General features: G+C 32.8%; 21 protein-coding genes and 1 pseudogene. 14 read left to right on the forward strand and 8 right to left on the reverse strand.

The features are described from left to right. The first annotated feature begins 15 nt into the window (after nucleotides 1-15). Together B2G86_RS03510 and B2G86_RS03515 are read left to right on the forward strand one after the other, a co-directional pair. Nucleotides 16-1,341: a glycosyltransferase gene (locus B2G86_RS03510; protein ID WP_078356753.1), complete on the forward strand. Its 1,326-nt coding sequence runs from the start codon at nucleotides 16-18 to the stop codon at nucleotides 1,339-1,341. Between the two features lie 294 nt (nucleotides 1,342-1,635). Continuing rightward, nucleotides 1,636-1,917 (forward strand): hypothetical protein, encoded by a 282-nt coding sequence (locus B2G86_RS03515; protein WP_078356754.1) that lies wholly within the window; start codon nucleotides 1,636-1,638, stop codon nucleotides 1,915-1,917. A 679-nt stretch (nucleotides 1,918-2,596) separates the two neighbouring features. Here B2G86_RS03515 and qoxD read toward each other — a convergent pair. From qoxD to B2G86_RS03545, 7 genes and pseudogenes are all read right to left on the reverse strand, one after another. Beyond that, nucleotides 2,597-2,890, reverse strand: a complete 294-nt coding sequence (qoxD, locus tag B2G86_RS03520) for a cytochrome aa3 quinol oxidase subunit IV (protein WP_078356755.1) — start codon at nucleotides 2,888-2,890, stop codon at nucleotides 2,597-2,599. Continuing rightward, nucleotides 2,887-3,495, reverse strand: a complete 609-nt coding sequence (gene qoxC / locus B2G86_RS03525) for a cytochrome aa3 quinol oxidase subunit III (protein ID WP_078356756.1) — start codon at nucleotides 3,493-3,495, stop codon at nucleotides 2,887-2,889. The genes qoxD and qoxC overlap by 4 nt, the downstream gene beginning before the upstream one ends. Further along, the gene (gene qoxB / locus B2G86_RS03530; RefSeq protein ID WP_078356757.1) at nucleotides 3,488-5,482 is read right to left on the reverse strand and encodes a cytochrome aa3 quinol oxidase subunit I; all 1,995 of its coding nucleotides are present in this window, start codon (nucleotides 5,480-5,482) and stop codon (nucleotides 3,488-3,490) included. The genes qoxC and qoxB overlap by 8 nt, the downstream gene beginning before the upstream one ends. Continuing rightward, complete coding sequence (gene qoxA / locus B2G86_RS03535; RefSeq protein ID WP_078356758.1) at nucleotides 5,482-6,597, reverse strand: cytochrome aa3 quinol oxidase subunit II; 1,116 nt, start codon at nucleotides 6,595-6,597, stop codon at nucleotides 5,482-5,484. The genes qoxB and qoxA overlap by 1 nt, the downstream gene beginning before the upstream one ends. Before the next feature lie 344 nt (nucleotides 6,598-6,941). Continuing rightward, on the reverse strand, nucleotides 6,942-7,412 hold the full coding sequence (locus B2G86_RS13490; RefSeq protein ID WP_256681885.1) for an immunoglobulin-like domain-containing protein: 471 nt from the start codon (nucleotides 7,410-7,412) through the stop codon (nucleotides 6,942-6,944). A gap of 135 nt (nucleotides 7,413-7,547) precedes the next feature. Continuing rightward, nucleotides 7,548-7,838, reverse strand: a pseudogene (locus tag B2G86_RS13495) (immunoglobulin-like domain-containing protein); the annotation flags it as partial. A 130-nt stretch (nucleotides 7,839-7,968) separates the two neighbouring features. Continuing rightward, entirely contained in the window at nucleotides 7,969-8,397 is a 429-nt protein-coding gene (locus B2G86_RS03545; RefSeq protein WP_078356760.1) for an RrF2 family transcriptional regulator, read from the reverse strand. 184 nt (nucleotides 8,398-8,581) lie between these two features. Here B2G86_RS03545 and B2G86_RS03550 point away from each other — a divergent pair, with 184 nt between their 5' ends. Beyond that, nucleotides 8,582-9,739, forward strand: coding sequence for a globin domain-containing protein (locus B2G86_RS03550; RefSeq protein ID WP_078356761.1), 1,158 nt, complete (start codon nucleotides 8,582-8,584; stop codon nucleotides 9,737-9,739). Between the two features lie 129 nt (nucleotides 9,740-9,868). Here the strand turns inward: B2G86_RS03550 and folD are convergent, their stop codons facing one another. After that, nucleotides 9,869-10,726: a bifunctional methylenetetrahydrofolate dehydrogenase/methenyltetrahydrofolate cyclohydrolase FolD gene (gene folD / locus B2G86_RS03555; RefSeq protein WP_078356762.1), complete on the reverse strand. Its 858-nt coding sequence runs from the start codon at nucleotides 10,724-10,726 to the stop codon at nucleotides 9,869-9,871. A 208-nt stretch (nucleotides 10,727-10,934) separates the two neighbouring features. Between folD and purE the strand changes: the two genes are divergently transcribed. From purE to purD, 11 genes are read left to right on the forward strand one after another with little or no spacing between them, the layout of a single operon-like run. Continuing rightward, the gene (gene purE, locus B2G86_RS03560; RefSeq protein ID WP_078356763.1) at nucleotides 10,935-11,417 is read left to right on the forward strand and encodes a 5-(carboxyamino)imidazole ribonucleotide mutase; all 483 of its coding nucleotides are present in this window, start codon (nucleotides 10,935-10,937) and stop codon (nucleotides 11,415-11,417) included. After that, the gene (gene purK, locus B2G86_RS03565) at nucleotides 11,404-12,531 is read left to right on the forward strand and encodes a 5-(carboxyamino)imidazole ribonucleotide synthase (protein ID WP_078356764.1); all 1,128 of its coding nucleotides are present in this window, start codon (nucleotides 11,404-11,406) and stop codon (nucleotides 12,529-12,531) included. Before purE ends, purK begins: the two co-directional genes overlap by 14 nt. A 1-nt stretch (nucleotide 12,532) precedes the next feature. Then, a complete protein-coding gene (gene purC, locus B2G86_RS03570; RefSeq protein WP_078356765.1) occupies nucleotides 12,533-13,234 on the forward strand; it encodes a phosphoribosylaminoimidazolesuccinocarboxamide synthase in 702 nt (233 codons plus the stop codon). After that, nucleotides 13,235-13,495 carry a phosphoribosylformylglycinamidine synthase subunit PurS gene (gene purS / locus B2G86_RS03575; protein ID WP_078356766.1) on the forward strand — a complete coding sequence of 87 codons (261 nt, stop codon included), beginning with the start codon at nucleotides 13,235-13,237 and terminating at the stop codon, nucleotides 13,493-13,495. Then, the gene (gene purQ / locus B2G86_RS03580; protein ID WP_078356767.1) at nucleotides 13,495-14,166 is read left to right on the forward strand and encodes a phosphoribosylformylglycinamidine synthase subunit PurQ; all 672 of its coding nucleotides are present in this window, start codon (nucleotides 13,495-13,497) and stop codon (nucleotides 14,164-14,166) included. Before purS ends, purQ begins: the two co-directional genes overlap by 1 nt. After that, nucleotides 14,159-16,348 (forward strand): phosphoribosylformylglycinamidine synthase subunit PurL, encoded by a 2,190-nt coding sequence (purL, locus tag B2G86_RS03585; protein WP_078356768.1) that lies wholly within the window; start codon nucleotides 14,159-14,161, stop codon nucleotides 16,346-16,348. Before purQ ends, purL begins: the two co-directional genes overlap by 8 nt. Beyond that, nucleotides 16,327-17,823: an amidophosphoribosyltransferase gene (purF, locus tag B2G86_RS03590; RefSeq protein ID WP_078356769.1), complete on the forward strand. Its 1,497-nt coding sequence runs from the start codon at nucleotides 16,327-16,329 to the stop codon at nucleotides 17,821-17,823. The genes purL and purF overlap by 22 nt, the downstream gene beginning before the upstream one ends. Beyond that, complete coding sequence (purM, locus tag B2G86_RS03595) at nucleotides 17,807-18,841, forward strand: phosphoribosylformylglycinamidine cyclo-ligase (RefSeq protein ID WP_078356770.1); 1,035 nt, start codon at nucleotides 17,807-17,809, stop codon at nucleotides 18,839-18,841. The genes purF and purM overlap by 17 nt, the downstream gene beginning before the upstream one ends. Continuing rightward, nucleotides 18,838-19,404 (forward strand): phosphoribosylglycinamide formyltransferase, encoded by a 567-nt coding sequence (gene purN / locus B2G86_RS03600; protein ID WP_078356771.1) that lies wholly within the window; start codon nucleotides 18,838-18,840, stop codon nucleotides 19,402-19,404. Before purM ends, purN begins: the two co-directional genes overlap by 4 nt. A gap of 15 nt (nucleotides 19,405-19,419) precedes the next feature. Further along, nucleotides 19,420-20,898, forward strand: a complete 1,479-nt coding sequence (gene purH, locus B2G86_RS03605; protein ID WP_078356772.1) for a bifunctional phosphoribosylaminoimidazolecarboxamide formyltransferase/IMP cyclohydrolase — start codon at nucleotides 19,420-19,422, stop codon at nucleotides 20,896-20,898. 9 nt (nucleotides 20,899-20,907) lie between these two features. Continuing rightward, nucleotides 20,908-22,158 carry a phosphoribosylamine--glycine ligase gene (purD, locus tag B2G86_RS03610; RefSeq protein WP_078356773.1) on the forward strand — a complete coding sequence of 417 codons (1,251 nt, stop codon included), beginning with the start codon at nucleotides 20,908-20,910 and terminating at the stop codon, nucleotides 22,156-22,158. The last annotated feature ends 182 nt before the right edge of the window (nucleotides 22,159-22,340 follow it).

Genomic DNA, 22,340 nt, shown 5'->3' on the forward strand with positions numbered 1-22,340 from the left:
GAATGAGGTTAGAAAATGAAAAAAGTCACAATGTTTGTTTGGAATCATTTTACAAATGATGCGAGAGTAAATAGAGAATGTACAACATTAGCAGAACAAGGCTATGAAGTAGACTTAATTGCAATCAATGATCCTAAAAATCCTGTCATCACAGCCTATGAAGAAATTTCTAATTCATTTAGAGTCCATAGAGTAAAACGTTATCCTTGGATGTTACAAGCATATCAAGATTATGGAAAAAAATTTTTACTAGTAGTTGCTGGTGTTCAAGTTGCGATTATACCAGCGCTTTTTTACATTAGCTTTACTATAATGGCTGCCTATTTAATGTCACTAGTCATTGCTGCAGGTATGATTAAAATTAAAAAACTAAGAAAATGGTTCATAAACGGTGCCATTATAACGAGAATGATTGTTAAAGGTTATTTCCAGAATGCAGATATATATCATGCAAATGATTTAAATACATTACCTCAAGCAATCGTTTGCTCGAAATTAAGATTAAAACCAAGACCACTTATTTATGATAGTCATGAAGTTCAATCAGATAGAACAGGTTATAATAAAGAAAAAATTAAAAAAATTGAATCATTTATGCTAAAATTTGTTGATCAAATGATTGTAGAAAACCATACAAGAGCAAAGTATAACGAAAAAATTTATGGATTTTATCCAAAAACGCTATACAATTACTCTGAAAAATATGAAATACAAGATAAACATAAAATCAACTTACATCAAATAATAGGTATAAATGAAGATGAAAAAATATTGTTATATCAAGGTGGACTACAACAAGGTAGAGGACTAGAATTATTGATTAAAGCAATGGATGAAATTGAAGAAGGACATTTATTATTTATTGGCGGAGGAAAATTAACACAACAATTAAAAGATATGAGTAAAAGTTCTGCCAAAGTACATAAAATACACTTTTTAGATAAAGTACCTTTTCAAGAATTACCATCTTATACTAGAGAAGCTTACTTAGGATTTCAAGTGTTACAAAACATATGTTTCAATCATTACTCAGCAAGCTCAAATAAATTGTTCGAGTATATGATGGCACATGTACCAGTTATAAGTTGTGATTTTCCAGAAATCAAAAAAGTAGTAGACGAAACTAATACAGGTATAGTAGTCGACCCTCATAATGCAAATGAAATAGCTGAAGCGGTTAATAAATTAGTGAACGATGAGGCACTTAGAAATAGACTTAGTGAGAACACTAAACAAGCTAAAGAAATCTATAATTGGAATAACGAAAAAGTAAAACTACTTGAAATTTACAATCAATTCGCACCATTATCAAATAAAGAAATACAATTGAACTTTAAGTAAAGGAAAAGCTGAGACAAATCAATTGTCTCAGCTTTTTCGTGTGGAGAAAGTGGGTATGGTTGGGGCTTGGGTTCGGGCTAACTGGCAGAATTCTGGATAATGCTCCTTAACGATAAGACCCCTTACGGACATTACTCGGAATAATGTCCTTAACACTGCTATTTGTAAAACAAAAGTGTTATAAAATAATTATTGATTTAATACTAAATACATTTTAGTTAACTTGTATTTAGCCAACTTAGGTATTACAATGATATAGCTAATATAGATATGGATAAAAGGAGTTTATTTAAGATGTATATTAAAAAGGGAATTAAGAACGTTAGTGATTTTATAAAAGAAGGTAATGATCATGAAGCTATGATGTTATTAAGAGACTTAGAAGCTAACGTAATGAAATATGACTTTGAAATTATGGGAGAAGGATTTAATCAGTTTGCAGATATATACGTTTCACTAAAAAATAGAAAGAAAGCAATAGAAATGTATCAAAAAGCAATACTTTACTTTAGAGAAGTAGGGAATAAAGATAAAGTAGAAGAAATTAGCCATAAATTTGAATATCTTATTTTATAGTAAGGGAAGCTATTAGATAAATTGCGCTACAAAGTAAACCGCCTAATTCGGGAACTAAGTTCTTGAATTAGGCGGTTTTTATATTTTAATGACAATGATTTATAATCTATAAGGAATAAATATAGGGCACCTATATTCACACAAGTTGAAAGAAGTGTAACTAAGGGCACCCATATTCACAGAAGTCGAGAGAAGTGTAAGCAAGGGCACCTATATTCACACAAGTTGAAAGAAGTGTAACTAAGGGCACCCATATTCACACAAGTTGAAAGAAGTGTAACTAAGGGCACCCATATTCACACAAGTGGAGAGAAGTGTAACTAAGGACATCTATATTCACACAAGTGGAGAGAAGTGTAACTAAGGGCACCCATATTCACAGAAGTCGAGAGAAGTGTAAGCAAGGGCACCCATATTCACACAAGTTGAAAGAAGTGTAACTAAGGGCACCCATATTCACACAAGTTGAAAGAAGTGTAAGCAAGGGCATCTATATTCACACAAGTGGAGAGAAGTGTAACTAAGGGCACCCATATTCACACAAGTGGAGAGAAGTGTAACTAAGGACACCCATATTCACATAACTAAAAAGAAGTGTAAGCAAGCCCCCCCAATATTCCCACATAAAAACAAAATTAAAAAAGCCACTCTATTCAGAGTGACTTTTAATATATAGGTATTACATATGGGAACTATGTCCGCCAACCATAACCCAATAAGTACCGATTACTACTAATAAAGTAATAATTACTGCGAATAGTACTTTGAAGGCTGTTGCACGTCCATCTGGTCCTTCTGTTAAATGCATGAACATTAATAATTGAACTAATGCTTGTATAAATGCAAATCCTATAATAATTGAAGTTCTTACTTGTAGTGACATGCCAGTGTATAACATAACATAAACAGCTAACAACGTAAGTAAAATTGAAAATATTAAACCGACTGTATGCGTAACGACTGTTTTATTCATGATCCACTCACCATCCCTACAAGATAAACTAGTGTAAAGATAAAGATCCATACAACATCAAGGAAATGCCAATATAAGCTTCCGATAAATACTTTTGGTGCATTATGTTCGTTTAATCCACGTGTAGCAATTTGAATTAATACGCCTGTTATCCAGAATACACCTAAAGTAACATGAAGACCATGTGTTCCTAAAAGTATAAAGAATCCAGACCAGAATGATGCTAATTGTGGTGTAACACCTTCATGAACATAATGTGTGAATTCGTATACTTCAAATCCAACGAATCCTGCACCAAGTAATAATGTGATGATCATCCATACCATCATCATTTTGACATTTTCTTTACGCATGTAATGTACACCGATACCACAAGTGTAACTACTTACTAATAAAAGGAATGTCATTATCATTACTAATGGTAATTCAAATAGTTCTGGTGTAGTAAAACCACCGTAAGAACCACTTTTTTGTAATACTAAAAATGTTGCAAATAAAGTACCGAATAACGCAACTTCTGCAGTAAGAAAGACCCAAAATCCGAGTTTGTTTAATTGGCCTGTTTCATTAACAGTATCAATTGTTTTATGTTGTTCATTACTCATCTTTATTGTCCTCCTTTTCCTGTAATTCTTGTTTGCGCAATTCACGTAATTTTGCTTCATTTTCTTCTAATTCTTCAGCATGAATATGGTAACCGTAGTCTTTTTCGAAACTTCTAAATACCATACATGCTAATACGCCTATACCAAAGATAATTGCGGGAATATACGTTTCAAATACTAAGAAGAAACCTCCGAATAGGAAACATACTGCCATCCAGAAACCAACGTGTGTATTATTTGGCATATGAATATCTTTATAGTCATGATCATCAAGATAGTGTTTACCATTTTGCTTCATTTCTACAAATGTTTCAGTATCATACCATTTTGGTGTGATTGCAAAGTTGTAATGTGGTGGCATTGCTGAAGCAGTAGCCCATTCTAATGTTCTACCTAAACCGTTCCAGTTGTCACCATTTGCTTCACGTTTAGCTTTACCGTAACTATATACTACGTTCCAAACTAACGCTAAGAATCCTATACCCATCAAGAATGCACCAATTGTTGAGATGAAGTTTAATGAGAACCATCCATCTGATTGCGTGTATTTGTATAAACGACGTGGCATACCATCTAAGCCAAGTAAGAATTGTGGTAAGAAACATAAGTTAAATCCTAGAGTAAATGTCCAGAATAACCATTGATTGATTTTTTCATTTAATTTGTAACCAAACATTTTTGGATACCAGAAAATTAAACCTGCGAAACATGCGAATACAACACCAGCAATAATTACGTAGTGGAAATGTGCCACTAAGAAATACGTATTGTGGTACTGATAGTCTGCAGCTGCCATAGCAAGCATGACACCTGTAACACCACCTAATGTAAAGTTAGGAATGAATGCTAATGAGAATAGCATTGGTGATTCAAAGGAAATTCGTCCTTTATACAAGGTGAATAGCCAGTTGAATATTTTAACACCGGTTGGTACTGCGATTAACATTGTAGTTATTGAGAAGAATGAGTTTACTAATGCACCATTACCCATTGTGAAGAAATGGTGAACCCAAACTAAGAAACTTAAGAATGCAATACCACTTGTTGCCCAGACCATACTTTGATGTCCGAATAAACGTTTTCTAGCAAATGTTGGGATAATTTCTGAATAAATACCGAATGCTGGTAATACAAGTATATATACTTCAGGGTGACCCCAAACCCAGAAAAAGTTAGCCCATAGCATTGGCATACCACCATTAGCTACTTCAAAGAAGCTTGTTCCCATTAAACGGTCGAAAGTCATTAATGCAAGAGCGACAGTTAAAATAGGGAAGGCTAAGATGATTAATAATGATGTAATTAATGTTGTCATTGAGAACATCGGAATTTGCATAAATTTCATAGATTTAGTACGTAATTTTAAGATAGTAACAAAGAAGTTAATACCAGTCATTAACGTACCAATACCAGCAATTTGTATTGCAATTAAATAATAATTGATACCAGTACCTGGACTGAAATCAGTTGCAAGTGGAGCATAGTTTGTCCAACCAGCAGCTGGAGCACCACCAAGTACGAATGAAATATTAAATAATCCCATTCCGGCAGCAAATAACCAGAAACTTAAGTTATTTAACATTGGGAATGCAACATCTCGAGCACCTAATTGTAATGGTACAACAACGTTCATTAAACCAATTAAGAACGGCATAGCCATGAAGATAATCATGATAACACCATGTGTTGTAAAGATTTCATTATAGTGCTGAGATTCTAGTAATGTATTATCTGGTGTCATTAATTGTAGGCGGATAAGAAGAGCATCTACACCACCACGGAAGAACATAATGATTGCAGAAAGAATATACATTACACCGATTTTTTTATGGTCAACTGAAGTTAACCATTCAGTATATAACCATTTCCATTTTTTATAATAAGTTAATCCACCAACGACGCAGATACCTGTTAATACAAGCATGACTTGCGCCATTGTAATCATCCAGTCGCTTTGTACGATAAATTCATTCCATGGAAAATTCATTACTTGTCACCTCCATGGTTTTTATTTGAAGATTGCTCATCTTTCTTTTCATCTTCAGATTTAGCATCTTCTTGGATTTTTTCCATTTCGTCCATATGATGTTTTTCGTCTTTCTTGAAGTCACTATCATATTTTTCATTATTTGGAAGAATCATAGGTTTCATTCCATGACGTTCATAGTTAGGGTTAGTAACAGTTACTTTACGAGCAGGTAATACCGGCTTATCAGTTACGCCTTCACTTTCGTCATAGAAGTTTGGATCTTTTGGTTCATAACGGAAACGTTTAAATGCATGGAAGATATATTCCGGATCTGAAGCCGGATCAACATATGCTAAATGTGTACCGCTATAAGTAAGTTCCTGATTCTGAGTTGTAGGTAAAAGTTGGTGATCGAATGTATCTTGATCAATTGTTTTACGTTTTTGAGATTTTGAAACCCATTTATCGTAGTCTTCTGAACTTACTGAATTTACGTTAAATGTTTGTCTTGAGAAACCTTCACCATTAAAGTTTGAGTTTCTTCCTTTAAATGAACCAGTTTCATTAGCTTGCAATGTCCAATCCATTGTCATGCTTGTCATGGCATATTTCTGTCCACCTAATTGTGGAATCCAGAAACTTGTCATCATATCCATAGATTGCAGTTTGAATAAAACTGGGCGACCTTCTGGAATAGTTACATGATTGACTGTTTCAACCTTTTCATCTGGATAACTAAAGAACCATTTATAACCAGCACTTGTAGCATAAATAACTACTGGATCTTCATCAGATTTAGGTGGTTCTTCATAAGAATAAAGAGATTTAATTGTTGGTACAGCCAGTATCACAAGTATGATAACAGGAATTATAAACCATACTGCTTCTAAGATGAAGTTGTGGTGCATTGTACCAGTTGATTCGTTTTTTGTTTTTCTATATTTTATAATAAATATTAAAAACAAAACTGAGACCAATATGACTATGAAGACCATCATTATAATTGAAAAGATAATTAAGAAACGAGAATCTTCTGCCATCGGGCCTTTGGGGTTTAATACTTCTAAATTTGAACAACCACTAAGTAAAATACCTAATGTTGACATGAGAAGTATTGACTTTAACTTTGCCACGTTTTTTACCTCCCAAATTTTCTATATACCTATATATATGGCTAGACCTCAATTTTAAAGGATTTGTACATATTTACAAGGCTATCAAACGGAGTGTAAGCGTTATAATTTCGAAAAGTATAAAAAAACCTTTGATATGACGGGATTTTACCTAAATGTTAAATTTTTGTGTACATTTTAAAAAGGTTTTTAAATCTATAAAAACAATCAAAAATTAATAAAAACATTGATTTTTCAGCATATTATGAAAAATTAAAATGTAATAAAACTTCAATTATGTATGATAATTTTGCTAATAAAAATAAAACGCTCAATCCGTTAATTTTCGGATTGAGCGTTTTATTTTATTTCACTGTAATTGTTCTTCCTTGAGCAGTGATATGACCATCAGAATCTGACACTGCATATCCAACTTTATATTCACCAGGTTTATTAGTATTTACTTCGCCACTCGTTACTATGTCTGAAGTTAAATCTTTTCCTGATTTGTCTTTAGCTTTTACATCTTTTAAAAGGTCGAAATCTTCACCTTTTTTAACTGTAGTATCTTTGACACCTGACATTTCTGGATTAGGTGCTAATTCAGCATCGTTTACGTAAACTCCGCGTTTATATGTGTAGTAATAACCATCAGAATCTTTAACATGATAAGTTATATATTGTAAGCCAGTTTTTGAAGTGTCAATATCACCTTTAACTGAAACTTTATCAGTTATGTCGCCATCTTTTTTATCTACACCTTTAACACCTTTCATTGGGTCAAAGTGATCACCTTGGTATACTAAGTCTTTAGTAGGTACCGTAATAAGAGGCATATTGTCATCTAAATTTTTAGTTGAAGTCTTTTTATTAGAAGCTACTTCAGCTTTAGATTTGTCTTTATCATCAGTCGCTTTATCTTTTGTTCCATTTAAAGAACCTTCTTTTACTACATAAACATAATGCCATTTAGTTCGATATCCACCATCAGAATCCGTAACTTTATACTGTACTTTGTATTTGCCTAATTTAGAAGTATCTACATCACCAGTAACTTTAATCTTGTTAGTTAAGTCACCGTCTTCTTTATCATATGCTTTAATTCCCTTTAATGAATCATAATCGCTACCTTTTTCAACAACGTCTCCTTCAACACCTTTAATTTGTGGCAGACTATTGCTAGTAGCACTTGCAGTTAAAGAAGGTGTAACTAATGATGCTGATACACCAAGAACTGTTAATGATTGTAATATTTTATTCATCATAATTATGTACTCCTTTGTTGTAAACTATAAGAAAAGAATAACACGACTCGTGCATCAATTCCTTATTATTTAAAATATTATCGCAATGTTGTCACATTTACATCGACCTTTAGACCGATTTCAATTATCAAGGAGTATAAAGTGTTTCTTTTAGAGTATTTTTGGGGATAATATCACTTAAATAATATTTATCTAAAGTAAGAAGATATTCATTTAAAGCATGATTAAGTGCACCTTGTAATCCACAATTTAATGCGATAGGGCAAGTATTAGTTTCCATATTAAAGCATTCTACTAATTCAAAGTGATCTTCTGTTAAACGCACAAGTTTCCCGATATTTATATCTCGAGGTGACTTGTTGAGAATAATTCCGCCATTTCTTCCTCTTATAGATTTTAAATAGCCTAATTTTACGAGTTGATGAACTACTTTAGTTAAATGGTTTTTAGAAATCCCATAAAAATTCGCAATCTCTTCTATTTGAGATTGTTTATTCTGTTGAGCAAGATACATAAGCACGCGCAACGAATAGTCCGTATATTGGGTGAGCTTCATAAAGTTCAGCCTCCTTTTAATATATTAATTATACTTAATATTGTATGTAAAAAACAATGATTCAATTTATGTTTTATGGATAAGTGACAATTTTGTAAACTATTGCAAAATTTGTTGAAAAACATTGTGAAATTTTTTACAATTAAAGATGTATTTAAAATATATCTTTTAGAGGGGGATTCTGATGTTATCAGAACAAACTAAAGAAATCGTCAAACAAACAGTACCTGTGTTAGAAGAACACGGAAATGAAATTACAAAAGTATTTTATGAAAGAATGTTTGAAGCACACCCAGAATTATTAAACATATTTAATAAATCAAATCAAAAACAAGGTAAACAACAAACAGCATTAGCACAAACAGTATTAGCAGCAGCTAAACATATTGATCATTTAGAAGCAATCGTACCTAATGTGAATCAAATCGCACATAAACATCGTGCATTACAAGTAAAAGAAGAACATTATCCTATAGTTGGAGAATTTCTTTTAAAAGCAATTAAAGAAGTACTAGGTGATGCAGCAACAGATGATATTATGAATGCCTGGGAAGAAGCATATGGTGAAATAGCTGGCGTATTCATTCAAATGGAAAAAGCAATGTATGAACAAGCAGCTTGGGAAGATTTTAAATCATTTAAAATTACTAATATTGAAGACCAAGGTACTTCAATGAAATCATTTGAAGTAGAACCAGAAGAGAATATTAAAGTACCAGATTTAGTAGCTGGTCAATATATTACTGTTCGTATTAAACCTACAAATGACGAGAATTTAGCGTTAAGACATTATTCAATTTATTCTGTTAAAAATGATGGCAAAATTAGATTTGCAGTTAAAAAAGAAGGATTCGGTGAGAAAAAAGGACTAGTATCACACGACCTACACAATAGCTACTCAGTTGGAGATACAATAGAAATTTCAGCTCCAGCAGGTGATTTCAAAGTAGAATCAGCAGATGACAAAAAAATATTACTATTATCTTCAGGAGCAGGCGTTACACCAATGTTAGCTATGTTAGAAGATGAAGGATATAAAGGCAAAGAAGTTCATTTCGTACACGTTAACGAATCAGAAAAAGATGTGCCTTTCAAAGACGAAATTGCTGCATTAAATGCAATGAATAATAATGTTAAAGTAACTTATCACTTAAAAGAAAGAGATGGTTACTTAACAAGTGACGAACTAAAAGCATGGATCGATAAAGATGTAGATATTTATTTATGTGGTGGTATAACATTTATGGATACAATTTTTGATGAGTTAAGCAAATTAAACATCGATCAATCAGATGTACATTTCGAACCATTCGGTCCAAAAATGAGTATTACAAACGTATAAATTTTATGAAGTATATCGTGTGATTCAGGAAAAATCTGAAATAAACACGAAGACTGATAAAAATATCTGACAATAAAATTAAAATAGGCTGGGACAATTAATTGTCCCAGCCTATTTTAATATATTTTTTTATTCTATTCCGTTTTTCCATTTTTCAGCTAGTAATGTATTATTTAACACCATAGTAATTGTAAGGGGACCAACGCCACCAGGTACAGGTGTAATTGCGCCAGCTACTTCTTTAACGGCTTCGAAATCTACATCACCTTTAAGTTTACCGTCATCATCTGGTGTGTTACCTACATCAATAATGACTGCTCCTGGTTTAACTAAATCTTTAGTTACGAGATGTACATTTCCTACTGCACTAACGATTACATCAGATTGTTTTAATACTTCTTCAGTATTCGTTGATTTAGAATGTAACAACGTAACTGTTGCGTCTTGATCAGTTAATAATTTACTAACAGGTTGACCTACGATATGACTTCTACCAATTACAGCTACGTTTTTACCTTTTAAATCTATTTCTGCATGTTTTAAAATTTCCATAATTCCTAATGGAGTACATGGAACAAATGTACGTTCACCAGTGTATAACCTACCAATATTAATTGGGTTAAAACCATCTACATCTTTTTCAGGGTTAATTGCTTCTAATACTTTAGATTCTGAAACTTGTTTAGGTAGTGGTACTTGCACTAAAATTCCACTCACAGAATCATCATTATTTAATCTGTCTAGCTCGTTTAACACTTCTTCTTCTGTTGATGATTCATCCATGTGTATGATCTCAGATATCATACCAATCTTTTCGGCTGCTTTCTTTTTCGAATTAACATAGCTTTTACTAGCACCGTCATTACCTACTAATATTACAGATAATTTTGGTACGATGTTATGCTTTTTTAATTTTTCTACTTCACTTTGAAGATCTGCTCTATACGCCTTCGCTATTTCTCTACCGTCTAATATCTTAGCTACCATGAAAATTGCCTCCTAAATAATAAATCGAACTTTAATGATGTTTACAATACGAATTATCCCTTTAATACGAACATAAATCAATAATTTTTATAAAAAATATAGAAAATGTTCGTTTTTCCATTGAAAATAGCATTATCAATTGTTATGCTATATCTGTAATATACACAATAAAAGTTAAATATTTCAACTATTTGAAAGGGTGACCTACATGAAAGTGGCAGTAATAATGGGTAGTTCTTCAGATTGGCCAATTATGAAAGAAGCATGTGACATGCTGGATTACTTTAGCATTCAATATGAAAAAAAGGTTGTATCTGCGCATAGAACACCATTAGAAATGGTTGATTTTGCTAAAAATGCTACTAGTCAAAACATCGATATTATTATCGCTGGAGCAGGAGGAGCTGCACATTTACCAGGAATGGTAGCGTCGTTAACAACAGTTCCGGTTATAGGTGTACCAATTGAATCGAAAAGTTTAAAAGGCATGGACTCATTATTATCTATAGTACAAATGCCAGGTGGAATACCTGTTGCAACTACAGCTATTGGTAAAGCAGGTTCTAAAAATGCTGGAATATTAGCAGCAAGAATGATTGGTATGACGGATGAAGATGTTAGAAAACAATTAGTGAATTATGAAAAAAGTTTAGTCGATAAAGTGGAGGAAATGCAAAATGACTTATTATAACCTCGAAACTGGTGACATGATAGGTATTGTGGGTGGCGGACAATTAGGTAAAATGATGGCACAATCTGCACAAAGAATAGGATTTAAAGTAGCAATACTTGATCCTGATGAGAATTGTCCTGCACAATTTGTCGCTCATGAATTTATAAATGCGGATTATTCAAATGAAGACGCACTTAATCAATTAGGTGAAATCTCGAAAGTAGTAACTTATGAATTTGAAAATATAGATGCACAACAATTAAAAACACTTTCCAATAATTATAATATTCCTCAAGGAAGTGAAACTGTTGCTTTATTACAAGATAGATTAACTGAAAAACAAACATTAGAAAGCGCTAATGTAAACATTGTACCGTTTTTAGAGGTTAATCACGCTCAAGACTTGAATAAAGCGATTGAAACAATAGGCTTCCCTTTTATTATCAAGACGCGCTTTGGTGGTTATGACGGAAAAGGTCAACTTGTTATTCATTCTAATAATGATTTAGATGAAGCGAGAAATCTAATTGCCAATACACCATGCGTAGTTGAAAAATATCTCCCTCTTTATAAAGAAGTATCCATAACAGCAACTCGTGATATTTATGATCAAACTGTTTATTTTCCACTACAAGAAAACGAACATAGGGATCAAATACTATATAAGACAATTGTTCCAGCTCGTGTAGACCTTGAAGAACAAGCTATAGATGAAGTGAAGAAGATAATGACTAAAGTTCACTTTATCGGTACTTTCACTGTGGAATTTTTTGTAACAAATGATTTGAAATTATATGTTAATGAAATTGCACCAAGACCACATAACTCAGGGCATTACTCTATTGAAGCTTGTGACTATTCCCAATTTGATACACATGTACTTGCAGTTGCAGGTTGGCATTTACCGAAAAAAATTAATTTATTGCAACCAGCCATTATGATGAACTTATTAGGACAAGATGTCTCAAATTTAAAAAATGAATTTTATAAACATCCAGATTGGCATGTTCACATTTACGGTAAGAAAATTAATAAAATTAATCGAAAAATGGGGCACATTAGCAAGCTATCACTTGATCTAGATAAGGATGAATTAACATTTAATCAAACTTTTGAAGGGCGGAACAAGTAACATGTCATTACTTTATGAAGGTAAAGCAAAAAGAGTATTTAATACAGAACAAGAAGGCATTTTGAGAATTGAATATAAAGATGAAGTCACAGCAGGTAATGGTGCTAAAAAGGATGAAATGATTGGTAAAGGTAGATTAAACAATCTAATTACTTCTAAAATTTTTGGAATATTGAAACAAAAAGGTGTATCAAGTCACTTTATAGAGCAAATATCAGATACTGAACAACTTGTTAAATCTGTAGATATCTTTCCATTAGAAGTAGTAGTTCGTAACGTAGCTGCTGGATCCATTTGTAAAAGGTTAGGATTTGAAAAAGGTCATACATTTAAACAACCATTATTAGAATTATTTTATAAGAAGGATGAGTTAAATGATCCTCTTATCACAGATGATCATGTCGCTTTGCTTAATATCGCATCGACAGAACAACTTTCTACTATTAAAGATGAAGCTTTAAAAGTTAATGAAGTGTTAAGTAAAGTAATGAATGAGATGAATTTAATATTGGTCGATTATAAAATCGAATTTGGCATTACAAAAGATGGTCAAATTTTATTAGCTGATGAAATATCCCCAGACACTTGTAGAATTTGGGATAAAGAAACAAAAGAAAACTTTGATAAAGATGTATATAGAGAAGATACGGGATCATTAATCGATACTTATGAAACTTTTTATAAAAAATTGGAGGAACTATAAATGAAGAAGATTGAATTGCATATCACATTACAAGGACAAGTATTAGACACACAAGGACAAGCATTAAATAGAGCTGTGCATGATTTAGGATATGAGCAAGTGAATGATATTAGAGTAGGTAAAGTTATTTATATGACTGTCGATGAAACAGATGAAAATACAATCAAAAATGTTGTAAATACATTAAGTGAAAAACTATTTGCCAATACTGTAATCGAAGAATATAGCTTTAAAATTCTAGAAGATAAGGAGAACGCGTAATGAAATTAGCTGTATTAGTATTTCCAGGATCTAATTGCGATCGTGATATGTTTAATGCTGCTAAGCGTTCCGGTGTTGATGCAGCATATGTAGATTATAGAGAAACAACTCTTGAAGGATTTGATGGGGTCTTAATACCTGGTGGATTTTCATTTGGTGATTATTTGAGATCTGGTGCGATGGCTCGTGTTGCTCCAATTATTAATGAAGTAAAAAGACTTGCTAGTGAAGGTAAACCTGTACTAGGTGTTTGTAATGGATTTCAAATCTTAACTGAAGTTGGGCTATTACCTGGTGCCTTACTACATAACGATAGTCATTTATTTGTTAGTAGAAATGAGCATTTAACAATTGTAAATAATGAAACTAAATTTACGAACCTATATAAAAAAGATGAAACAGTTGTTTATCCTGTTGCTCATGGTGAGGGTCATTATTATTGTACTGATGATGTTTATAATGAACTTGTAGAAAATAACCAAATTATATTAACTTATAATGACAATCCAAACGGCTCATATAAAGATATTGCGGGCATAATAAATAAGGAAGGTAATGTTTGTGGTATGATGCCACACCCAGAACGTGCAATGGAAACATTACTTGGATCAGATAGCGGTGTCAAATTATTTCAATCTATGATCGAAAGTTGGAGGGAACAACATGTCTAAGTTTTTAGAACCAAGTATAGAAGAAATTGAAAAAGAATATTTATATAAAGATATGGGCCTAACAGATGAAGAATATCAAAAAGTGATAACTATATTAGGTAGAAAACCTAATTTCACAGAGATTGGAATCTTTTCTGTTATGTGGAGCGAGCATTGTTCTTATAAACATTCTAAGCCATTCTTAAAACAATTCCCGACTTCTGGAGAACATGTATTGATGGGACCAGGTGAAGGTGCTGGTGTTGTTGATATTGGTGACAATCAAGCGGTAGTGTTCAAAGTAGAATCACATAATCATCCTTCAGCAATTGAACCTTATCAAGGTGCAGCCACTGGTGTCGGAGGTATAATTCGTGACATCGTATCTATCGGTGCGAGACCAATTTCATTATTAAATAGTTTGAGATTTGGCGAATTATCAAGTAAGACGAATCGTAGACTGTTTAGTGGTGTAGTAAAAGGTGTGGGTGGATACGGAAACTGTATCGGTATTCCAACAGTAGCTGGTGAAATTGAATTTGATGGTCGTTACGATGGTAATCCACTTGTAAACGCGATGTGTGTCGGTATTATCGAACACGATAAAATCCAAAAAGGTACTGCTAAAGGAATAGGCAATCCTGTTATATATGTTGGATTAAAAACTGGCAGAGATGGTATACATGGAGCAACATTTGCATCAGAAGAATTAAGTGAAGCATCTGAAAGCAAAAGACCATCTGTCCAAATAGGTGATCCTTTCGTAGGTAAAAAATTAATGGAAGCAACTTTAGAAGCGATAACATATCCAGAATTAGTTGGAATTCAAGATATGGGAGCTGCAGGTTTAACTTCATCATCTTCAGAAATGGCAGCTAAAGGTGAAAGTGGTATTCATTTACATTTAGAAAAAGTACCAACACGAGAAGAGGGCATATCTCCTTACGAAATGATGCTATCTGAAACACAAGAACGTATGCTCTTAGTAGTTGAAAAAGGAACTGAACAAAAATTCTTAGATTTGTTTGAACATCATGAATTAGATTCAGCAGTAATTGGAGAAGTAACGGATACTAATAGATTTGTATTATCTTATGAGGACGAAGTTTATGCTGATATTCCAGTTGAACCTTTAGCTGATGAAGCGCCAGTATATATTTTAGAAGGAGAAGCTAAAGAACACCATAAAGATGCAAATCAATATGATCATATTGATGTTGAAGATGTGTTTACTAAACTTATTAACCATCCAACGATTGCATCTAAGCATTATGCTTATGACCAATATGATCAGCAAGTTGGAGCAAATACTATCATTAAACCAGGTATTAGCGCTGGTGTTGTAAGAGTAGAAGGTACAAATAAAGCAATTGCGTCAACAATTGATGGAGAAGCAAGATATGTTTATAACAATCCATATGAAGGCGGAAAAATGGTTGTAGCAGAAGCATACAGAAATCTTATTTCTGTAGGTGCAAAACCTTTAGCGATGACAGATTGTTTAAATTATGGTTCTCCAGAAAAGAAAGAAATCTATCAACAATTAACAGATTCTACACGAGGTATGGCTGAAGCATGTGAAGCTTTAAATACACCAGTCGTTTCAGGAAACGTCTCTTTATATAATGAAACGAAAGGAACTTCAATTTTCCCAACACCAGTAGTTGGAATGGTTGGATTAATTGAAGATGTTAATTATTTAAATGATTTTGAGCCAAAAGTTAATGAACGCATATATATAGTTGGAGAAACTAATAACGATTTCGGTGGAAGTCAAATCGAAAAATTATTATATACAGAAGTAAACCATGAATCAAGCTCAATTGATTTAAATGCAGAAGTTAAACGTGGCGAACAAATTAAAGAAGCAATTAATGCAGGCACGGTTTCTCATGTCCAAGCAATTGGAAAAGGTGGTATAGCTATTAGTTTAGCAAAAATATCAACACACTTTAATTTAGGATTAGATGTAAATGTACCAGTTTCAAATGCACAGTTATTTAGTGAAACACAAGGTCGATATATTTTAATCGCTAAAGAAGAACAAATAGTAGAAATTGATGGTGCGGTTGAAATAGGTAAAGTAACTAACGATGCTCAATTTACATTAACGAATGATTCATCTCAAATTAAATATGATGTATCTACTTTGGATGAACAGTTGAAGGGAGCTATAACGCAATGCATGAAATCAAGAGTTTAAATGAAGAATGTGGTGTGTTTGGCATTTGGAATCATCCAGAATCTGCACAATTAACTTATATGGGACTTCACAGTTTACAACATAGAGGTCAAGAAGGCGCAGGAATTGTTTCTTCAAATGGACTGGAGCTTAAAGGTGAAAGAGGTTTAGGATTGCTAACAGATGCGATTTCTGATGTTCAATTAGAAACTTTTAAAGGTAATCAACATGCGATTGGTCATGTAAGATATGCGACATCAGGAAATAAAGGTATTGAAAATATTCAACCTTTTTTATATCACTTTTATGATATGAGTGTAGGCGTTTGTCATAATGGGAATTTGGTCAATGCCCAAAGTTTACGTATTGAGTTAGAAAAGGAAGGCGCAATTTTTCATTCTTCATCTGATACAGAAGTCATTATGCATCTTATTAGAAGAAGTAAAGCACCTACTTTTGAAGAAGCACTAAAAGAAAGCTTAAACATTATAAAAGGTGGATTTACGTTCGCATTATTAACTAAAGATGCACTTTATGGAGCAGTAGATCCAAATGCAATAAGACCTTTAGCAGTAGGTAGAATGAAAACAGGTGCTTATATTATTGCAAGTGAAACATGTGCAATCGATGTTCTTGGCGCAGAGTTTATTAGAGATATACATGCTGGGGAATTTATTGTCATTAATGATGATGGTATAAGAGTTGAGTCTTATACAAAAGACACGACAACTGCAATTTCAGCTATGGAATATATTTATTTTGCTAGACCAGATTCTACAATAGCAGGTAAAAACGTACATGCTGTTCGTAAAGAGTCAGGTAAAAAACTAGCCCAAGAAAGTCCTGTTGTTAATGCAGATATGGTTATTGGTGTTCCTAATTCATCTCTTTCAGCAGCATCTGGATTTGCAGAAGAAAGCCACTTACCTTATGAAATGGGTCTAGTTAAAAATCAATATGTAGCTAGAACATTTATCCAACCAACTCAAGAATTACGTGAACAAGGTGTCCGTGTTAAATTATCAGCTGTAAAAGATATCGTACATGGAAAAAATATTGTGCTTGTTGATGATTCAATTGTTAGAGGAACTACAAGTAAGAGAATTGTGAAGATGTTAAAGGATGCTGGGGCAAATGAAATACATGTTCGAATTGCTTCACCTGAATTTATGTTTCCTAGTTTTTATGGGATTGATGTTTCGACGTCTTCAGAATTAATATCTGCTAATAAATCACCTGAGGAAATTAGAGATTATATTGGTGCAGATTCATTATCATATTTATCTGTTGATGGGTTAATTCATTCAATAGGTTTAGATAAAGATGTTCCATATCATGGTCTTTGTGTTGAAAGTTTTACAGGAGACTATCCTGCAGGGCTATATGATTATGAAGAGAGATATTATGAAAATTTAAGTCCACGTCAAAAGGCTTATCTAGAAAATAACAAACAATACTTTGATAAAGAGGGTAATCTTAATGTCGAAAGCATATAAAGCATCTGGTGTAGATATAGAAGCGGGCTATGAAGCGGTAAATAGAATGAAGTCTCATGTACAAAGTACGATGAGAAAAGAAGTACTAGGTGGATTAGGTGGATTTGGTGCAGCATTTGATTTGTCTCAATTAAATATGAAGAAACCCGTTTTAGTATCGGGTACTGATGGTGTAGGCACTAAACTGAAATTGGCTATTGATTATAATAAACACGACACGATAGGTATTGATGCAGTGGCGATGTGTGTTAATGATATATTGACGACTGGTGCTGAACCTTTATATTTTCTTGATTATATTGCAACAAATAAAGTAGAACCAGAAACAATTGAAGCAATCGTATCTGGAGTATCTGTAGGTTGTAAAGAAACTAATTGTGCGTTAATTGGTGGAGAGACTGCAGAAATGGGTGAAATGTATCATCAAGGTGAATATGATATTGCTGGTTTTTGTGTTGGAGCGGTTGAAAAAGATGATTACATCGATGGAAGTAATGTTGATGAAGGTGACATTATAATCGGAATAACATCTAGTGGTATACATTCTAATGGATATAGTCTTGTAAGAAATTTAATTAAAGAAAGTAAAATCAATTTAAATGATCAATTTGATGAAAATAGAACATACTTAGAAGCGTTTCTTGAACCAACTAAACTATACGTTAAACCAGTACTTTCAGTATTAGATAAAGTGAAAGTGAAGGGTATGTCGCATATTACTGGTGGAGGCTTCATAGAGAATATTCCTAGAGCTATTCCAAATGATAAAGATGCTGAAATAGATGTTAGTACATATAAAGTACCTCAAATATTTGAGTGGCTAAAAAATCAAGGAAATATTGAAGCTTCAGAAATGTATAATGTATTTAATATGGGTATTGGATTTGTTCTAATTGTTAATAAAGAAGACCAAGAAGAAACATTGAATATTTTAAAACAACATAATGAAGAAGCTTTCGTTATTGGTGGAATTACAAATGGAACTGGAGAGGTCAATATATCGGGGGTTCAATCATGATTAAAATTGCAGTATTTGCTTCAGGAAATGGTTCAAACTTCGAAAAAATTATGGAAAACATTGAAGCAGGATATTTAAACCATATTGAGGTTACTGCTTTATATACAGATAATCCGAATGCTTTTTGTATTGAAAGAGCAAGACGGTTTAATTTACCAGTATATATTATTGATCCAAAAACTTATGACGATAAAAAAGAATATGAAGAAGCACTGTTAACGAAATTATCACAAGATAGAGTGAGCTGGGTTATTTTAGCAGGTTATATGAGAATTGTAGGACCAACACTATTGAAACAATATGAAGGTAAAATGTTGAATATTCATCCTTCTATTTTACCGAGTTTTCCTGGTAAAGATGCTGTTGGACAAGCACTTGATTATGGTGTGCGTGTCACAGGTGCAACTGTACATTATGTTGATAGTGGTATGGATACTGGTAAAATAATTGATCAATTAAGTTGTTCTGTATATCCAGACGATACAAGAGAAACATTGCAATTAAGAATACAAAACTTGGAATACGAATTATACCCACGTGTCATAAAAGAAATCATTCAATAAAGGAGTCTTTACAAAATGAAGAATGCAATATTAAGTGTTTCAGATAAAACAAATATAGTGGAATTTGCAAGTAAACTTATAGAAAATGGTTATAAAATATATTCAACAGGTGGCACTAAAAAAGCACTAGAAGATGCGAAAGTTGAAGTTTATTCCGTTTCTGATTTAACACATTTTCCTGAAATAATGGATGGAAGAGTAAAAACTTTACATCCAGGTGTACATGGTGGGATTCTTGCAAATCGTTCTATACCTGAACATTTATCAGCATTGAAAGAACAAGATATCGATTTAATTGATCTAGTTGTTGTAAACTTATATCCATTTAAAGAAACAATCAAAAAAGACAATGTCACCGAAGATGAAGCGATTGAAAACATAGATATTGGCGGACCAACAATGTTAAGAGCTGCTGCAAAGAACTTTAAATTTGTAACTACAGTAGTTGACCCGGAAGATTATAACGAAGTCATTGATCGTATTGAAAATAATAAACTTGATGAAACATATCGCAAATCTTTAATGGTTAAAGTATTTAAACATACAAATGATTATGACAAAACAATTGTTGAGTTTTTCGCAAATGAATCTGAACAATTAAGATATGGTGAGAATCCTCAACAAAGTGCGACATTTGTAAAAACGTCAAACGAAACAAACACATTAGCTGGTGCTAAACAATTACACGGTAAAGCATTAAGCTTTAACAATATTAAAGATGCTGATGCAACTTTATCACTTATTAAAAAATTCGAACAACCAGCTGCAGTAGCTGTTAAACACATGAATCCATGTGGAGTAGGTGTAGGAGAAACAATCGAAGAAGCTTATGATTACGCATATGAAGCGGATTCTCAATCTATATTCGGTGGAATTGTTGCATTAAACAGACCAGTTACTAAAAAACTAGCGGAATTATTACATTCAATTTTCTTAGAAGTTGTAATTGCACCAAGCTTTGAAAAAGAAGCTTTGGAAGTATTGACTAAAAAGAAAAATATTAGATTGTTAGAAATTAATATGACAGAAACAAAAGATGAACAAGAATTTGTTTCTGTATCTGGCGGTTACTTAGTACAAGATAAAGACAATGCTGTTATATCTAGAGATGAGATGAAAGTTGTAACTGATGTTGAACCTACAGAAGCGCAATGGAAAGCTTTAGAATTATCATGGAAAGTTGTACGTTCAGTAAAAAGTAATGCAATTGTACTTGCAAACGACCACCAAACTGTCGGTGTAGGAGCGGGTCAAATGAATAGAGTAGGTTCTGCAAAAATAGCAATTGATAGAGCAATCGAAATGAATGACAATGTTGCTTTAGCGTCTGATGGATTTTTCCCAATGGGAGATTCAGTTGAAACAGCTGCAAAAGCTGGAATTAAGACAATCATTCAACCTGGTGGCTCAATTAAAGACCAAGATTCAATTGATATGGCTAATAAATATGGAATCAGTATGGTATTTACTGGTATGAGACACTTTAAACATTAGGAGGTCAATATGAAAGTACTTGTTATAGGATCGGGTGGAAGAGAGCATGTATTAGCTAAAAAATGTAGTACTTCAGAGTTAGTTGATAAAGTATTTGTTATTCCAGGAAACGATGCGATGACTGAAGTAGCTACAATAGTTTCAGATATAGATGAAACAGATCATAAATTAATTAGAGATTTTGTTGTAAAGCACGAAATTGAATGGGTAATTATTGGACCAGAACAACCATTAATTGATGGGTTAACAGATGAATTAGAACAGACCAATGCTAAAGTGTTTGGACCTAATAAACAAGCTGCTCAATTAGAAGGTTCAAAAGAATTTGCAAAAAAAATCATGGAAAAATATAATATTCCAACTGCTGAATATCAAACTATTACGGATAAAGATAAAGCAAAAAAATATGTTGAACAATGTAAAATTCCAATAGTGCTTAAAAAAGATGGATTAGCTGCTGGAAAAGGGGTAATTGTTGCATTAACACGTGATGAGGCTAGAGAAGGTGTTGAGACTTTATATCAAACTCAAAATGAAAAAGTTGTTTTTGAAGAATTTCTTGATGGTGAAGAATATTCAGTTATGACGTTTGTGAATAATGAGTTTGCAGTTCCATTCGATTGTATCGCTCAAGATCATAAACGTGCATATGATGGTGACATAGGTCCAAATACAGGTGGTATGGGAGCATATTGCCCAGTTCCTCATATATCTGACTACATCTTAAAAGAAACTAACGAAAAAATAGCACAACCTATTGCAGACGCTTTAGTAAGCGAAGGAATAAACTATTTCGGATTAATCTATATAGGTGCTATATTGACTGAAGATGGTCCAAAAGTAATAGAATTTAATGCAAGATTTGGTGATCCAGAAGCACAAGTACTCCTAACTAGATTGGACTCTGATTTTATAGAAATTTTAGAAAAAGTTTATAAAAAAGAACCTATCACGCTTGAGTGGAAAGATGAAAGTGTAGTGGGTGTAGTACTTGCCTCTAAAGGTTATCCAGGATCCTATGACAAAGGTCATTTAGTTGAAGGACTTGAAGACTTAAATCAATATTTTGTTAGTGCTTTGAAAAAGAATGACAAAGGGCAATATGAGAACAATGGTGGTCGAGTTATGATAGCTATCGGTATGGGTGATGATATAGAATCAGCTCAACAAGATGCTTATAACCAAGTTAGTAAAATTAAAAGTAATCAGTTGTTTTATAGAAAAGACATCGCACATAAAGCTATAAAAGCTAATAAGTAAATAACTTGGATATAAATGTCTTAGAAATTTAAAAAGAGCAGAAATTCATTATTAAAATTGAATTTCTGCTCTTATTTTTTATGAAAATCATTGTGGCAACTATAGACTTTGTTGGCATTTTTTTATGCGCATGCTTTCCGCGGGCATGTTCTCAGCCTGTAGTCTTCGAATCATGCTTTTCC

This window comes from Mammaliicoccus fleurettii (genome assembly GCF_002018435.1).
Classification (GTDB): domain Bacteria; phylum Bacillota; class Bacilli; order Staphylococcales; family Staphylococcaceae; genus Mammaliicoccus; species Mammaliicoccus fleurettii.

Excerpts from the sequence above, each read along its gene's own strand:
- B2G86_RS03510 (WP_078356753.1), top strand. The coding sequence starts at position 16 with ATGAAAAAAGTCACAATGTTTGTTTGGAATCATTTTACAAATGATGCG.
- B2G86_RS03515 (WP_078356754.1), top strand. The coding sequence starts at position 1,636 with ATGTATATTAAAAAGGGAATTAAGAACGTTAGTGATTTTATAAAAGAA.
- qoxD (WP_078356755.1), bottom strand. The coding sequence starts at position 2,890 with ATGAATAAAACAGTCGTTACGCATACAGTCGGTTTAATATTTTCAATT.
- qoxC (WP_078356756.1), bottom strand. The coding sequence starts at position 3,495 with ATGAGTAATGAACAACATAAAACAATTGATACTGTTAATGAAACAGGC.
- qoxB (WP_078356757.1), bottom strand. The coding sequence starts at position 5,482 with ATGAATTTTCCATGGAATGAATTTATCGTACAAAGCGACTGGATGATT.
- B2G86_RS13490 (WP_256681885.1), bottom strand. The coding sequence starts at position 7,412 with ATGCCTCTTATTACGGTACCTACTAAAGACTTAGTATACCAAGGTGAT.
- B2G86_RS03545 (WP_078356760.1), bottom strand. The coding sequence starts at position 8,397 with ATGAAGCTCACCCAATATACGGACTATTCGTTGCGCGTGCTTATGTAT.
- B2G86_RS03550 (WP_078356761.1), top strand. The coding sequence starts at position 8,582 with ATGTTATCAGAACAAACTAAAGAAATCGTCAAACAAACAGTACCTGTG.
- folD (WP_078356762.1), bottom strand. The coding sequence starts at position 10,726 with ATGGTAGCTAAGATATTAGACGGTAGAGAAATAGCGAAGGCGTATAGA.
- purE (WP_078356763.1), top strand. The coding sequence starts at position 10,935 with ATGAAAGTGGCAGTAATAATGGGTAGTTCTTCAGATTGGCCAATTATG.
- purK (WP_078356764.1), top strand. The coding sequence starts at position 11,404 with ATGACTTATTATAACCTCGAAACTGGTGACATGATAGGTATTGTGGGT.
- purC (WP_078356765.1), top strand. The coding sequence starts at position 12,533 with ATGTCATTACTTTATGAAGGTAAAGCAAAAAGAGTATTTAATACAGAA.
- purS (WP_078356766.1), top strand. The coding sequence starts at position 13,235 with ATGAAGAAGATTGAATTGCATATCACATTACAAGGACAAGTATTAGAC.
- purQ (WP_078356767.1), top strand. The coding sequence starts at position 13,495 with ATGAAATTAGCTGTATTAGTATTTCCAGGATCTAATTGCGATCGTGAT.
- purL (WP_078356768.1), top strand. The coding sequence starts at position 14,159 with ATGTCTAAGTTTTTAGAACCAAGTATAGAAGAAATTGAAAAAGAATAT.
- purF (WP_078356769.1), top strand. The coding sequence starts at position 16,327 with ATGCATGAAATCAAGAGTTTAAATGAAGAATGTGGTGTGTTTGGCATT.
- purM (WP_078356770.1), top strand. The coding sequence starts at position 17,807 with ATGTCGAAAGCATATAAAGCATCTGGTGTAGATATAGAAGCGGGCTAT.
- purN (WP_078356771.1), top strand. The coding sequence starts at position 18,838 with ATGATTAAAATTGCAGTATTTGCTTCAGGAAATGGTTCAAACTTCGAA.
- purH (WP_078356772.1), top strand. The coding sequence starts at position 19,420 with ATGAAGAATGCAATATTAAGTGTTTCAGATAAAACAAATATAGTGGAA.
- purD (WP_078356773.1), top strand. The coding sequence starts at position 20,908 with ATGAAAGTACTTGTTATAGGATCGGGTGGAAGAGAGCATGTATTAGCT.